Origin of the sequence: Brevibacterium sp. SIMBA_078 (assembly GCF_046534565.1) — a bacterium.
Lineage (GTDB): Bacteria > Actinomycetota > Actinomycetes > Actinomycetales > Brevibacteriaceae > Brevibacterium.
In genome coordinates this window covers 302312-316087 of record NZ_JAWRYQ010000003.1, presented here as the reverse complement: position 1 = coordinate 316087, position 13776 = coordinate 302312, and the positions used below count along the sequence as shown (strand labels likewise).

At 65.8% G+C, this 13776-nt stretch carries 15 protein-coding genes; 12 read left to right on the top strand and 3 right to left on the bottom strand.

The genetic code is table 11. The features are described from left to right. The first annotated feature begins 27 nt into the window (after positions 1 to 27). Both SB749_RS13300 and cls read left to right on the top strand, forming a co-directional pair. The gene (locus tag SB749_RS13300; protein WP_410710715.1) at positions 28 to 1200 is read left to right on the top strand and encodes an acyl-CoA dehydrogenase family protein; all 1173 of its coding nucleotides are present in this window, start codon (positions 28 to 30) and stop codon (positions 1198 to 1200) included. A gap of 180 nt (positions 1201 to 1380) precedes the next feature. After that, positions 1381 to 2853, top strand: a complete 1473-nt coding sequence (gene cls, locus SB749_RS13295; RefSeq protein ID WP_410710714.1) for a cardiolipin synthase — start codon at positions 1381 to 1383, stop codon at positions 2851 to 2853. Between the two features lie 92 nt (positions 2854 to 2945). Here the strand turns inward: cls and SB749_RS13290 are convergent, their stop codons facing one another. After that, the gene (locus tag SB749_RS13290; protein WP_139468677.1) at positions 2946 to 3767 is read right to left on the bottom strand and encodes an HAD-IIA family hydrolase; all 822 of its coding nucleotides are present in this window, start codon (positions 3765 to 3767) and stop codon (positions 2946 to 2948) included. Positions 3768 to 3949: 182 nt separating this feature from the next. Between SB749_RS13290 and SB749_RS13285 the strand changes: the two genes are divergently transcribed. Beyond that, a complete protein-coding gene (locus SB749_RS13285) occupies positions 3950 to 4312 on the top strand; it encodes an ArsR/SmtB family transcription factor (protein ID WP_410710713.1) in 363 nt (120 codons plus the stop codon). Positions 4313 to 4395: 83 nt separating this feature from the next. Then, entirely contained in the window at positions 4396 to 4899 is a 504-nt protein-coding gene (locus tag SB749_RS13280; RefSeq protein ID WP_410710712.1) for an SRPBCC family protein, read from the top strand. Between the two features lie 32 nt (positions 4900 to 4931). Here SB749_RS13280 and SB749_RS13275 read toward each other — a convergent pair whose 3' ends face one another. Together SB749_RS13275 and SB749_RS13270 are read right to left on the bottom strand one after the other, a co-directional pair. Further along, complete coding sequence (locus SB749_RS13275) at positions 4932 to 5591, bottom strand: histidine phosphatase family protein (RefSeq protein WP_410710711.1); 660 nt, start codon at positions 5589 to 5591, stop codon at positions 4932 to 4934. A gap of 42 nt (positions 5592 to 5633) precedes the next feature. Beyond that, positions 5634 to 6224 (bottom strand): TetR/AcrR family transcriptional regulator, encoded by a 591-nt coding sequence (locus SB749_RS13270; RefSeq protein WP_052239663.1) that lies wholly within the window; start codon positions 6222 to 6224, stop codon positions 5634 to 5636. 159 nt (positions 6225 to 6383) lie between these two features. On the opposite strand from SB749_RS13270, the gene SB749_RS13265 reads away from it, so the two are divergent. The 8 genes from SB749_RS13265 (at position 6384) to SB749_RS13230 (ending at position 13756) form a co-directional block, all read left to right on the top strand. Next, a complete protein-coding gene (locus SB749_RS13265) occupies positions 6384 to 7634 on the top strand; it encodes an MFS transporter (RefSeq protein WP_410710710.1) in 1251 nt (416 codons plus the stop codon). A 128-nt stretch (positions 7635 to 7762) separates the two neighbouring features. Then, a complete protein-coding gene (locus tag SB749_RS13260) occupies positions 7763 to 8293 on the top strand; it encodes a MaoC family dehydratase (protein ID WP_410710709.1) in 531 nt (176 codons plus the stop codon). 8 nt (positions 8294 to 8301) lie between these two features. Beyond that, positions 8302 to 9105: an HpcH/HpaI aldolase/citrate lyase family protein gene (locus SB749_RS13255; RefSeq protein WP_410710708.1), complete on the top strand. Its 804-nt coding sequence runs from the start codon at positions 8302 to 8304 to the stop codon at positions 9103 to 9105. Positions 9106 to 9118: 13 nt separating this feature from the next. Beyond that, on the top strand, positions 9119 to 9784 hold the full coding sequence (locus SB749_RS13250) for a peptide deformylase (protein ID WP_410710707.1): 666 nt from the start codon (positions 9119 to 9121) through the stop codon (positions 9782 to 9784). 104 nt (positions 9785 to 9888) lie between these two features. Then, complete coding sequence (locus tag SB749_RS13245; protein WP_410710706.1) at positions 9889 to 11061, top strand: hypothetical protein; 1173 nt, start codon at positions 9889 to 9891, stop codon at positions 11059 to 11061. A gap of 51 nt (positions 11062 to 11112) precedes the next feature. Next, entirely contained in the window at positions 11113 to 11643 is a 531-nt protein-coding gene (gene msrA, locus SB749_RS13240; protein ID WP_410710705.1) for a peptide-methionine (S)-S-oxide reductase MsrA, read from the top strand. Beyond that, a complete protein-coding gene (locus SB749_RS13235) occupies positions 11631 to 12506 on the top strand; it encodes a nitroreductase family protein (protein WP_410710704.1) in 876 nt (291 codons plus the stop codon). Before msrA ends, SB749_RS13235 begins: the two co-directional genes overlap by 13 nt. Next, a complete protein-coding gene (locus tag SB749_RS13230; protein WP_410710703.1) occupies positions 12503 to 13756 on the top strand; it encodes an MFS transporter in 1254 nt (417 codons plus the stop codon). The genes SB749_RS13235 and SB749_RS13230 overlap by 4 nt, the downstream gene beginning before the upstream one ends. The last annotated feature ends 20 nt before the right edge of the window (positions 13757 to 13776 follow it).

The window sequence follows — 13776 nt, the reverse complement described above, 5'->3', positions numbered from 1 at the left end:
CAACCACGCCACAAGCGGGAGGAAACAATGGAAACCTTTGTTCCGGGCATGCTGCCCGAAGAATACGAAGACCTGCGCCAGGGCGTCGCGAAGTTCGCCGACGAAGAGGTCGCACCTGTCTCGGCCGAACTCGACGCCAAGCACGAGTTCCCCTACGACCTCGTTGCGAAGATGGGCGAGATGGGACTCTTCGGCCTGCCCTTCGACGAAGAGTACGGCGGAATGGGCGGCGACTACTTCGCCCTGTGCCTGGCCATCGAAGAACTCGGCCGGGTCAACCAGTCCCTGGCCATCACCCTCGAAGCCGGAGTCTCGCTCGGAGCGATGCCGATCTACCGCTTCGGCACCGAAGAGCAGAAGAAGGAATGGCTGCCGAAGCTCACCGACGCCTCGGGCCTGGCCGCCTTCGGCCTGACCGAACCCGAGGCCGGATCGGATGCCGGCGGCACCCGGACCAAGGCCACGCTGGCGGGCGGGACTTGGACGATCAACGGCAGCAAGTGCTTCATCACGAACTCCGGCACCGACATCACCCGCCTGGTCACCGCCACCGCCGTGACCGGAACCCGAACGTCGAAGTCGGGCCGCGAAGTGCCTGAGATCTCGACGATCATGATCCCGACCGGCACCCCCGGCTTCACCGCCGAACCGGCCTATGACAAGGTCGGCTGGAACTCCTCGGACACGCACCCGCTCACCTTCGACAACGTGCAGGTGCCCGAAGAGAACCTCCTCGGCGAACGCGGCCGCGGCTACGCGAACTTCCTGCGCATCCTCGACGAGGGCCGCATCGCCGTCGGCGCCCTGTCCGTCGGTGCCGCCCAGGGCTGTGTCGACGAATCCGTGAAGTACGCGAAGGAGCGCCAGGCCTTCGGCAAGCCGATCGCCGACTTCCAGGGCATCTCCTTCAAGATCGCCCGTATGGAGGCCCGCGTCGTCGCCGCCCGGTCGGCGTACTACCTCGCGGCCTCGCGGATGCTCGCCGGACTGCCGTTCAAGAAGGAAGCCGCCATCGCGAAGATGATCGCCGGCGAAGCGGCCATGGACAACGCGCGCGACGCCACCCAGATCCACGGCGGCTACGGCTTCATGAACGAATACCTCGTCGCCCGCCACTACCGCGACTCGAAGATCCTCGAAGTCGGCGAAGGCACCACCGAGGTCCAGCTCATGCTCATCGCCCGCGAACTCGGACTCTGAGCCCAGTCCACATCCTGCCCTGAGGGCCGGTGCCGACCTTCCGTCGGTCACCCACACCATCAACGCCCGCCGAGGCGGCGCCGCACATCCGTACGGACGTGCAGTGCCGCCTCGGCGGGCGATATTCTGGTCCGATAACACCGTGAGGTGAGACGGCGACCGAAGGGGAAGTGGGAGCACATGGATCTCAGCTTGGTGGCGTCGGTGGCGACGACGACGTGGATCGTCATCGAATACATCGTGAAGATCATCGCGGTCGGTGTGGTGCCGGAGAACCGTCGCCCGTCATCGTCCTCGGCATGGCTGCTGCTCATCCTGTTCGTGCCGATCGTCGGAATTCCCGCATTCCTGCTGCTCGGTAGCCCCTATATCAATCAGCGCCGCGCCCGGATCCAGGCCGAAGCGAACGAACTCATGCACGAAGGTGCCGACGACCTGCCCGATGTGCCGCCGTCCCTGGTCGCCGAGCCGGAATTCGTCTCCGTCGCCCAACTGGGACGGGCACTGACCGCACTGCCGATGGTCACCGGCGACAGCCACGGGGTGATCTCGGACTACGAGGCGTCGATCAAGCGGATGGCCGAGCTCGTCGACGGGGCAGCCGAATACGTCCACGTCGAGATCTACATCATGGCGTGGGATTCGACGACCGACATCTTCTTCCAGGCGCTCGAGCGAGCATCTGCGCGCGGGGTCGAAGTCCGTGTCCTCTTCGACCACATCGGGTCGCGGAAATATCCGGGATTCCACAGGCTCGGCAAACGACTGAACGCCGCCGGCATCGAATGGCACCTGATGCTGCCGTTCATCCCGTGGCGCGGCAAGGCCCGACGCATCGACCTGCGCAATCACCGCAAGCTGCTCGTCATCGACGGCAAGCGGGCGATGATGGGTTCGCAGAACATGATCGATTCGAGCTACCTCAACAGGAAGAACTCCCAGATCGGCCGGAACTGGCACGACATCATGGTCGAGCTCTCCGGCCCCATTGTCGCCGGAATCGAAGCGGTGTTCTCCACCGACTGGTATTCCGAATCAGGACAGGCGCTGGGCATCCGCCCGTACGAACGCGACGGCAACGAGCCCGAAGTCGGCGGGGCGACGAGCGCGATGCAGCTGGTTCCTTCGGGGCCCGGGTTCACGACCGCTCCGAACCTCAAAGTCTTCACCTCGATGATGTATCTGGCGCAGAAGCGCCTGGCCATCGTCAGCCCCTACTTCGTGCCCGACGAATCGCTGCTGGCAGCCGTGGAGACCGCGGCCAGGCGTGGGGTCGACGTCGAGCTCTACGTCAGCGAGCAGGCGGACCAGTACATGGTCGACCGGGCACAGTCGTCCTACTACCGGTCGCTGCTCGAAGCGGGGGTGCGGATCTTCCTCTACCCGAAACCCGCCGTGCTGCACACGAAGTGCTTCATCGTCGACGACCTCTATGCCGTGATGGGCTCATCGAACATGGACATGCGCTCGTTCGGTCTCAATTACGAGATCAGCCTGCTGACCACCGGCGGCGACCTGGTCGACGACATCGTCGACGTCATCGCCGACTACCAGCACGTCAGCCACGAACTCACCCTGGAGGAATGGGAGAAGCGCCCATGGCCTCGTCGGTATATGGAGTCCGTCATGCGCCTGACCTCATCGCTGCAGTAGCCGGTGTCTCCTGCGGGCGGATCCACCGCGATTTCGGACGAAGAAACGAGGGGGGGCCACCCCTAGGAGACATCGAGACCTCTAGGAGACGATCAGGCGGAGCCCGTGGGGTCGGGGCCGAGGTCGCCGCGGCTCTCCAGCGGCACGTCCAACAGATTGTGGACTCCGTCGACGATCTCGTTGGGTCGGAACGGGAAGCGGCGGACATCCTCGGCGGTGGAGATTCCCGACAGCACGAGCACGGTGTGCATGCCCGCTTCCATGCCGGCGATGATGTCGGTGTCCATGCGGTCGCCGATCATCGCGGTGCTCATCGAATGGGCGCCGATCCTGTTCAGGGCCGAGCGGAACATCATCGGGTTCGGCTTGCCCACCACGTAGGGCTCGCGGTTCGTCGCCTTCGTGATGAGGGCGGCGATGGCGCCGGTGGCCGGCAGGACGCCCTCGGGGGAGGGGCCGGTGGCGTCCGGGTTCGTGACGATGAACCGGGAGCCGGCATCGATGAGGCGGATGGCCTTCGTAATCGCCTCGAATGAATAGGAATGGGTCTCGCCGACGACGACGAAGTCCGGGTCGTGCTCGGTCATGACGAACCCGGCCTCGTGGATCGCCGTGGTCAGCCCCGCCTCGCCGACGACGTAGGCCGTTCCGTGCTCGACCTGATTGGACAGGAAGTCCGCGGTGGCCATCGCCGAGGTCCAGATGTTCGACTCGGGGACGTCGAGCCCGTTCGAGCGCAGCCGGGCGGAGAGGTCGCGAGCGGTGTAGATGGAGTTGTTTGTCAGCACCAGGTAGGGGATATCGGCCTGGCGCCACTGGGCGAGCAGCTCTGCGGCTCCCGGCAGAGGATTGTTCTCCTTGACCAGGACGCCGTCCATGTCGGTCAGCCAGCAGTCGATCGAATCGCGATCCATGTCTCTCCTCGAGCTCGGGGTGGGCCGAAGCGGCTGTTTCCAGCCTAGTCGGGTTGAGCGCAAATGTGCTGAGAAGTCCGATCCGAGGTGGTGCCGTACCCCTTTGCGGATCGTCCCAGAGCCCCTTGACGGGGCGGCTGAGAAGTGTATTGTAGTCTTCACTTAATTAAGAGGGTGCTTAAATGAGTATGGACCACGTCTTCGCGGCGCTTGCCGATCCGACACGTCGGGCGATCATCGATCGGCTGCGCGGGGGAGACAAGACCGCCGGTGAGCTCGCGGAACCGCTGCCGATCAGTCGATCCGCAGTCTCCCAGCACCTCAAGGTGCTCGAGACGGCGGGGCTCATCACCCGATCGAAAGCCGCTCGGCAGCGCATCGTCGCACTCAACGCCGACGCCCTCACCGAGGCGGCCGAATGGATGCAGGCGGCCCACGACGAATGGCAGCAGCGCTTCGACAACCTCGACCGCATCCTCGCCGAGGAGGTGCCCACCGACCCATCAACGACCGATCCGTCGACCGCAGATCGCACTGCGGACTGACCATCGACGGCAACGACGTACCGAACGACGCGGACAACACGTACGACGCAGACATCATGCACGACTCAAGGAGGAGAACAGCGATGAACGCCGAGAACACAGCCAACACAGACACCACCGCGACCGATCCGAACAGCGCACAGGCGGGGGAGCCGGGATTCACCATCGTCCGCGAATTCGCCGCACCGCGGGCCCGGGTCTGGGAAGCCTGGACGAACCCGGACGTCATGGCCCGCTGGTTCCACCCTGAAACGCTGGTCACCCCACGCGAATCCGTATCCGTCGACCTGCGGGTCGGCGGCGAATACACCTACACGATGCGCACACCCGACACGGGACAGGAGTTCCCGACCGCCGGGAAGTACCTCCACATCGACGAGCCCGTCCGCCTCGACTTCACATGGGGGAGTCCCGGCGAGGTGGACGATGCCCCGCGCGTGAGCGTCGCACTTGAGGAGATCGACGCCGACCGCACCCGCATGACGTTCACGCTGACCGGCCTGCCCAATGACTCGGGCTCAGATGCGAGTGCGTACGACGGATGGTCATCGGCCTTCAACGAACTCGGTACAGAGCTCGGTTCCTGACCGGTGCCGGCTGATCACGGCGGTGAACCGCCTCAGGCATCGCCGAGGTGGTCCACCGCCGCCAGCGAACGCAGGGTCCGATTGCCGAACCGATCGTCCTCGGCCAGTTCGGTGATGCACCCGGAATGCGCGGCGAAGGTCGCCCGGCCCATCGCCTCGAGCGGCAGCTCCAGCCACCGACCAATGACGAACGTGTGGGCGAAGCCGTGCGTGACGACCACCTGGTGTGAGGCTCTCTGCGCGAGGATCTCGTCGACCGCGGAGTAGATCCGAGCACCGGCCTCACGTCGCGTCTCCGCCCCGTCGATGCCTTCGACATGATCGAGGCGCATCGTGTGGTCGAAGGCGCCATCGGGCACGGGCGGGAAGACGAAGCGCTCGTCCAGCCAGGACTGCTCCCGTCCCTCCGCGACCCCGTACGACTTCTCGCGCAGGCCCGGGTGGTCGATTGCGCGGGTGCCGAGACGATCGGCGACCATCGCAGCGGTCGTGCGGGTGCGCCGGAGGTCGGAGGTGAACACCTGCACCGAGGCGGCCGCCGGGATCCGCGACCGCAGCTCGGCGGCGATGCGATCGGCTTGGAGTTCGCCGCGGGCAGTGAGCTCGGAATCGTGCCACCCACCGACCCTGGCCTCGAGATGGTGCCGGGCCTCCGGGTGGGTGACGACGAAGAGGGATCGTGTGATGGCCATGGTGACTTTGAGCCTACCGAAATCGGCCTGCTGTGACGATCGTCAGGCCAGAAGCCGTGAGACCAGCTCCCTCGCCCTGCGCAGACGGCGGTCGTCTCCGTCGATGCCGAAGTGGACCATGGCTCCCTCGAGGATGAGGAAGATGTGCTCAGCCAGTTCGAAAGGGTCGGGGATGCCGCTGTCTTCCAGGCAGCCGGAGATGAGCTCCACGACCCGCTGTTTGTGAGCGCGGATGACGGCGCGTCCGGGATGGGCGTCAGGAAGCTCTGCGGCCGCATTGATGAAGCCGCAGCCGCGATCGGCAGATTGGGAATCGAGAGTATACGAATCGAAGACCGCCATGACGCGTTCGCTCGCTTCCTTGCCGTCGCCGAGGTGCTCGAGGCGCGATTCCAGTCTCTGCCACCAGGCGTCATGCCTGAACTGCAGGTATGCGACGACGAGCCCATCCTTCGACTCGAATCGGTTGTAGAGAGTGCGTTTTGTGATTCCGGACTCGGCCGCGATCGTGTCGACGCCGACCGCGTGGATGCCGTGAGCGTAGAAGAGCTCCCCTGCAGTTTCGAGGATGCGTCTCGCTCCTGTGGTCAGTCGTGGGGGTGTGAGCGCATCGGTCTGCGGTGCTGCCGACATCGGTTCGGTCCTGTCTCGTCTCCGGTGGCCCGCGCATCGCTGCGCGGTCGATCTTTACAGATCAGTGTACATGAGGGCAGAGTGATTCACAGACCTGTGAAGTTTGTTGCTGCGGCCCGGCGCCGGGGGCAGCCTGTCCTGCGATCGGAGACCTCCCCAATGACATCGACCCTCCTCAGCCAGCGCCCGCTCGACCGTCGTGGCGCGCTGACTCTGATCGCAGCCGGGACCGCCCTCATCGCCGTCTGCTATGGCTTTGCCCGCTTCGCCTATGGGCTGTTCCTTCCGCCCATTCGCACGGAGTTCGGTCTCGAGGCTTCGACCGCGGGCGCCATCGCCTCCGGGTCGTATGTGGCCTACTGTGCAGCGATCATCGTCTCCACCGCGCTCACGCCGCGATTCGGCGGTCGCGTCCTTGCCGTGTCCGCCGGGGTCATTGCGGCATCGGGCACGGCCCTTGTCGCGCTCGCCCCGAACCCCGCGCTGCTGGCGGTCGGTGTAGTCGTCGCCGGTTCGAGTACCGGTGTCGCCTCACCACCGCTCGCTCATGCTGTCGCGCATTCCCTGCGCGCAGCAGTCCAAGGGCGGGCGCAGACGGTGATCAACGCCGGTACGGGACTCGGCGTCGCTGTCGCCGGACCCGCTGCTCTGCTCGCGTCGGGCCACTGGCGACTGGGTTGGTTTGCCTTCTCGGCGATCTCTGCGGCGGTCACAGTCTGGGTGCTGCGGGCCGTGCCCTCAGCCGGCCGTCCCGGCCCGGCTCGCACGACGAACAGAGGGGCCTCGACGAGCGCGGAGCGGTGCGCCGAGACGCCTTCGCACGCGAAGGATGGGCGAGGTGCGGTGTCGGCTCTTCTGCCCCGTCCCCTCTTCCCGCCGGGAAGCGGCAGGATCATCGCAGCTTCGGGGCTCATGGGAATTGCGAGCTCGGCGGTCTGGACGTTCGGTCGCGATGTCCTCGGCAGTGTAGGTGGAATGGGTCCGACCGCCTCAGCAATTGCGTGGATACTGCTCGGTGCCTTCGGAATCCTCGGTGCACTCGCCGGAGACGCTGCACGACGGATCGGGCTCAGGCGATCATGGGTGCTGGGAATGCTCCTCCTCGCAGCAGCCACCGTGCTCTTCGCTCCGGCCGCTGGAATCCCCGGCGCGGCCGGGCTGCTCTGCGCGACATTCGGGGCCGTCTACATCGCACTCACGGGTTTGCTCCTCGTCTGGGGCACCGAGGTCTATGCCTCCAGTCCTGCCACCGGGGTGGGTCTGGCATTCCTCGTCATCGCCGTCGGTCAGGCCGTCGGGGCACCGCTGACGGGCGAACTCATCGGTGACTTCGGGCCGCACATCGCCTTTGCCGTGATCGGCGGATGCGCCGCCGTCGGTGTGCTGGTGGGTCCCCGACGCCGTCAGTGACAGACATCGAGCCCGACGATCATTGCCGACCCGACCGATCCGATGCACAAGGCCTGCCCGCGACCCCCGAGTCGCAGAGGTCCGGTGAATGGCGATAAACTCAAATCACGACGAGTGAGGAGCGTTACATGGGCGACAAAGTCATTGCACAACGAGGTCTGTGGCTGGACGAAATGGAAGTCGGCGCCACCTATAAGCACGCGCCGGGCCGCACCGTCACCGAGGCGGACAACACCCTGTTCACGGCCGTGACGATGAATACCCAGGCTCTGCACCTCGACGCGGCATGGTCGTCCACCGAACCCTTCGGCGAGCGCCTCGTCAATTCGATGTTCACCCTGGCCACCCTCATCGGTCTGTCCGTGTCCCAGCTGACGCAGGGCACGACGGTCGGAAACCTCGGCTTCTCCGAGGTCAGCTTCCCGGCCCCGATGTTCCACGGTGACACCCTCTACGCGGAGACGACCATCCTCGACAAACGCAATTCGAAGTCCCGTCCGGGCCAGGGCATCGTCACCTTCGAACACCGCGGCTACAACCAGGACGGCAAACTCGTCGCGAAGGCCGTGCGCCAGGCGATGATGTTCGACTCCAGTCACGAATCCGCAGCAGCGAAGTCCGCCGCCGACACCGCCGATCAGACGGACACCGGAAAGTGAGCCCCCATATGTCACTCGAGTTCAAACCCGCCTGGCTCTTCGTCCCCGGCGATCGTCCCGACCGGTACACGAAAGCGGCCGAACGCTCCGATATCGTCATCCTCGACCTCGAGGACGCCGTCAACGACGCTGACAAAGCCGCCGCACGGGAGTCCATCGTCGACTTCCCCCTCGACCCCACCCGCACGGTCGTGCGGGTGAACTCCCACGATTCTGGCCACCTCGGCGAGGATCTGAAGATGCTTGCGCGCACCGAGTACACGGCCGTGATGCTGCCGAAGGCAGAGCTCGCAGCGGATCTGTCGATCCTATCCGGATTCCAGGTCATCGCGCTCATCGAAACCGCGCTCGGGGCCGTCAACGTCGCCGAGATCGCCGCCGCCCCCAATGTCTATGCGCTGATGTGGGGATCGGAGGATCTCATCGCCGACCTCGGCGGAGGATCTTCCCGCAAAGACGACGGTGGCTACCGGGACGTGGCCAAGCATGTGCGCAGCCAAACCCTCCTCGCAGCTCGGGCCCACCGCAAGTTCGCGCTCGACTCGATCTGGGCGGACATCCCGAACCTCGAAGGACTGGCAGCCGAGGCCGAGGACGCCGTGCAGTCGGGGTTCTCCGGCAAGGTCTCCATCCACCCCAACCACGTGCCCGTCGTCCGCGACGCCTTCCGCCCCGGCGAGGAACAGCTGACCTGGGCGCAGTCAGTGCTCGACCTGGCGAAGACGGAGAAGGGTGCATTCTCCTTCGAGGGCAAGATGATCGACGCCCCTCTGCTCAAGCACGCCGAACTCATCGTCGCCCGCGCGAACTGAAGGTCACCAGCTCGTGAACGTCTCCGACGCGCTCATCGCCGACCAGATCCACGCCGTCCTCACCGCCGCCGAGGCAGGGGACGGGACCGCGCCCATCGTCGAGGCCGGCGATCCCGTCCTGCGCACCGACACCCGCCCCTTCGACGGGCAGGTCGATGATGCCGAACTCGATCAGCTCGCCGAGGTGATGCGAGCGACCATGCTCGCCGCTCCGGGAGTCGGCCTCGCGGCCCCGCAGGTGGGCATCGGTCTGTCGATGTTCGTCGCCGAAGATCCCGGTGCCCGCGATCCCGAGGTCGCGAAGGTCCGGCAGCGGGAGCCGATGCCGCTGCGGGTGGTCCTCAACGCGAGCTACGAACGCGCCGGTGGTGAGGACGTCGCCTTCTATGAGGGATGCCTTTCGATCCCCGGCTACCAGGCCGTCGTCGCTCGCCCCCGCAACATCGCTCTGACGGGCATCGACCTGAAGGGCGGCCCCATCGCCGAGGAGGTCTCCGGCTGGTCGGCGCGCATCGTCGCCCACGAGACCGACCACCTGTCCGGGATCCTCTTCCTCGACAAAGCCGAGATGCGGTCCCTGGCGACGAACGAATCCGTGGCGAAGTTCTGGCACCAGCCCTCGACGCAGAAGGCCGCCGCCGAACTCGGCTTCTCTTTGCCTTCGGGCATGGTGATGTGAGCTCTCGCTGCTGCAGTCGGCGGGAACCAGGGCGGCAATCATCGTGACCTCCGGGCCGTGACCGTTCTCACCTGCAACTCAGTCGAGCATGATTCGATAAAGCCATGCGACTTCCCGACATCCCCCACCGCCATCACCGTTTTGTGCGGACCACCGCGGCTCTCGGCGCCGGTGCTCTCGCGCTCGTCCGCCGCCGTGACGTCTCCGCCGAATACCAGGGCAGCCTGCGGGGCGCCACGGCGCTCGCCAACGCGGGCCTGACCTGGCTCACCGGGTCCCGGGCCTTCCTCGGCAAGGTGGGCGGATCGAGCGGCATCGACGAATTCATCGGAGCCTTCTCCACCAGAGGGAGCGGTCCCCTCCGATATGCTTCCTCTCCTGCGCACATCTCGGACGTCGGAGAACTCGACGGCAATGCCGACGCGGATACTTGGTGGGACGAACAGGCGAGCATGACGTCGCCGGCGTACCTCAACGCAGTCACCGCGGCAGCAGCGGGAGCGGCCTCATGGGCGCTCTGGCCGCTGACGGAGCGGCTGGCGGAGAAAGTCGATGAGAAACTTCCGAGCGGAGTCGGCCGCGGTCTCAACGCCGTCGTCAACGGCGGGCTCGTCGCGGTGACAGCGGTCCTCATCGACAAGGTCGAGAACTGGGCCGACGACGAGGACCTCGACTACGCACCGGTCGAGATCGAGCTGCCCTCCCGCATCCGGGAGTCGCTGAACCTCCTGCTGTCACAGCCGCATCCCCTCGCACAAGCCACCGCCGAGGCAGTGTCCGAGCAGCTCGCCACCGCGCGCTTCTTCGTCTGGGTCACCTACCCGAGAGCTGAGTATCCGGGAAACGCGCCGATCAGTCTGGACCCCGACCGGCTGGCCGAGATCATCAGAGACGAAGACATCGAGAGCATCGACGTCTACCCCGCAGCATCATCCCCGCGGGTGGTCCCGGGAACGCAGACGTACCCGGTCGTTGGGATCAGGCACAGCGCGGACCAAGATGGGGGAGAGACGGCCGAGAGGGAACTGAGCCTGAGCATCGTCAACGGCTACCTCGACGCCATCTCGTTCAGCTCGCCTGATTCAGATGTCAGGGTCTCCGAGGATCTTCCCGAGGACTCGGTGCCGGGAACGCTGCATCCCGAGGGCCTCGAACAGGAGTCAGACTATGCGGGCTACTCGAGCAGCTTCGAGATCCTCGACGATGACGAAAATATGACCGTGCTGGCGACGTGGCCCGCCCCCGATCAGCTGACCTTCCGCGCTGATGGCAGCTGATCGTACCGCTCGGGCCGGGAATAACCTGCGCACGTCATCGTTATACGTTCCATGAGCGATCTTCGAACACTCACCCTCGGCGCCGGCTGCTTCTGGTGCCTCGACGCCGTCTACCAGCGGACCACCGGCGTGAGAGAAGTGATCTCCGGCTACACCGGCGGACACACCGACAACCCCGGATACCGTGAGGTCTGCTCCGGGATGACCGGCCACGCCGAAGCCCTGCAGGTGACCTTCGACGCCGACATCGTCCCCGAAGACGTCATCCTCGGCCTGTTCTTCACCGGCCACGACCCCACGAGCCTCAACCGTCAGGGCTACGACGTCGGCACCCAGTACCGGTCGGCCATGTTCTACCGCGACGAGACCGAGAAGCAGCACTTCGCCGAAGCCATCGAATCCGCGCAGAGCCTCTTCGACGATCCGATCGTCACCACCCTCGAACCGCTGGGCACCTTCTATCCCGCCGAGGCGGTCCACCAGGACTTCTACACCGCGAACCCGGACAATGGCTACTGCCGTGTCATCATCGACCCGAAACTCAGCAAGGCCCGCACCGCCTTCGCCGAATGGGTGAGCTGATGGGCAGCCATAAGAAGGGCAAGTGCAAAAAGGACAAACACAAGGATCGCAAACGTTCCGGGGACGCGGGCAAGGCCTGCGAAACGACCAAAGATCGCGTCCGTGCCCATTTCCTCGACGGCAACACCGGGCCGTGGGCGAAGAGCCTGGCCGCGCAGGACGCCCAGACCGCCCGCTCGGCGGAGAGTGAGAAGAACACCGACCCCACCGAGGCAACCGCCGCCTCAGCGAGTGACCGAACCGGTGCCGTGACGTCGACTCGCCGCGGACCCGACTATTCAGCGCCGTCATCGATCGACATCGTCGCCGATCCCGTCCTTCACGCCCTGAGCACCCGACGGTCGATCTCGAAGGTCGACCCGGAGACCCCGAACGACTCCGACCTGCTCGAGATCATCCGATCGATCTCCTCGGTCGCCGACCACAAGTCACTGCGCCCCTGGCGTTTCCTCATCATCCGCGGCAACGACCGGCACCGCCTCGGCGATGCCCTCGACGAAGCCGCCGGAGTGGTCCGCAAACCTGGCGAGACCAATACGAAGCCGCTGCGGGCCGAACTTCTGCTCGCCCTCGTCTCCTCACCGGTCGACCATGACAAGGTCCCCGAATGGGAGCAGCACGCCACCGCAGCCGGAGCCGGGCACCTCCTCGAACTCGCCCTGTGGCAAGCCGGCTGGGGAGTCATGTGGCGCTCAGGCACCCTGACGAACACCGAATCGGTCCGCCGCCTCCACCGCCTCGACGATCACGAACTGCTCATGGGGTGGTTCTACATCGGAGCCGTCCCCGAACGCTACCGACAGCGCCTGACCACGAGCACCCGCCCCCTGCCTAAACCCGAACAGTTCCTCGATACCCTGTGAGCACACCCGGCACCGACGCACCGGAAACACGCCGCCTGCCCAAGGAGATCTATGTCCTCGTGGCAGCGGCCTTCATCGTGGCCCTGGGCTACGGAATCATCGCCCCGGTCCTGCCGCAGTTCGCGGCGAGCTTCGACTTCGGGGTCACCGCCGCAACCATCGTCGTCTCCTCGTTCGCGTTCTTCCGGTTCGTGTTCTCACCCTCATCGGGGCGCCTCGTCGATGCCTTCGGCGAACGCCGCATCTACATCACCGGCCTCCTCATCGTCGCCGCCTCCACCGCTGCCGTCGCCTTCGCACAGAACTACTGGCAGCTGCTGATCTTCCGCGGACTCGGCGGCATCGGGTCGACGATGTTCAGCGTCTCCGCGATGGCGCTCATCGTCCGCCTCGCCCCGATCGACGCCCGCGCGAAGGCATCGTCGACGTACGCGACCGCGTTCCTCGTCGGCAATATCGCCGGACCCGTCCTCGGCGGTGCCATGGCCGGATGGGGGATGCGCATCCCGTTCGTCATCTACGCCGTCGGTCTGCTCATCGCCGCCATCGTCGTCCGCGTCTTCCTCGCCTCCACCGCGTCCTTCGGCTCCTCGACGAAGTCCGGGCGTGCCCGGCTGGAAGCAGAGAAGGACAAGGAACAGCAGGAAGTCATGTCCTTCCGGGAAGCCTGGAAGGATTCGGCCTACCGGTCGGCGCTCATCTCCGCCTTCGTCCAAGGCTGGTCGGCGATGGGCATCCGCGTGGCCATCTACCCGCTCTTCGCCATCCAGGCCCTCAGAGCCGATACCGCCGTGGCCGGACTGGCCCTGACCATGTTCGCCATCGGCAACGCCTCGGCCGTGACAGTGGTCGGGCGCTTCGCCGACACCGTCGGGCGCAAACCCTTCATCCAATGGGGTCTGTTCGTCCTCGGCGTGACCACCGCGGCGCTGGCCTTCATCGACTCGATCTGGCTGTTCTTCGCCTTCTCCATCATCGCCGGGATCGGTTCCGGGCTGGCCAACCCCGCTCAGCAGGCCACGGTCGCCGACGTCATCGGCCGCGACCGCAAGGGCGGCCGAGTGCTCGCCCGCTATCAGATGGCCCTCGACGGCGGAGCCATCCTCGGCCCGATCATCGCCGGAGCCGTCGTCGACCACTTCGACTACTCGTGGGCGTTCCTGCTCACCGGCGTCCTCGGAGTCATCGCCGCAGGCCTGTGGTTCTTCGGCCGCGAGACCCGTCCCCGCCAACCGGCTTCGGCTGACTGACGCACTCAAACGCACCCGGA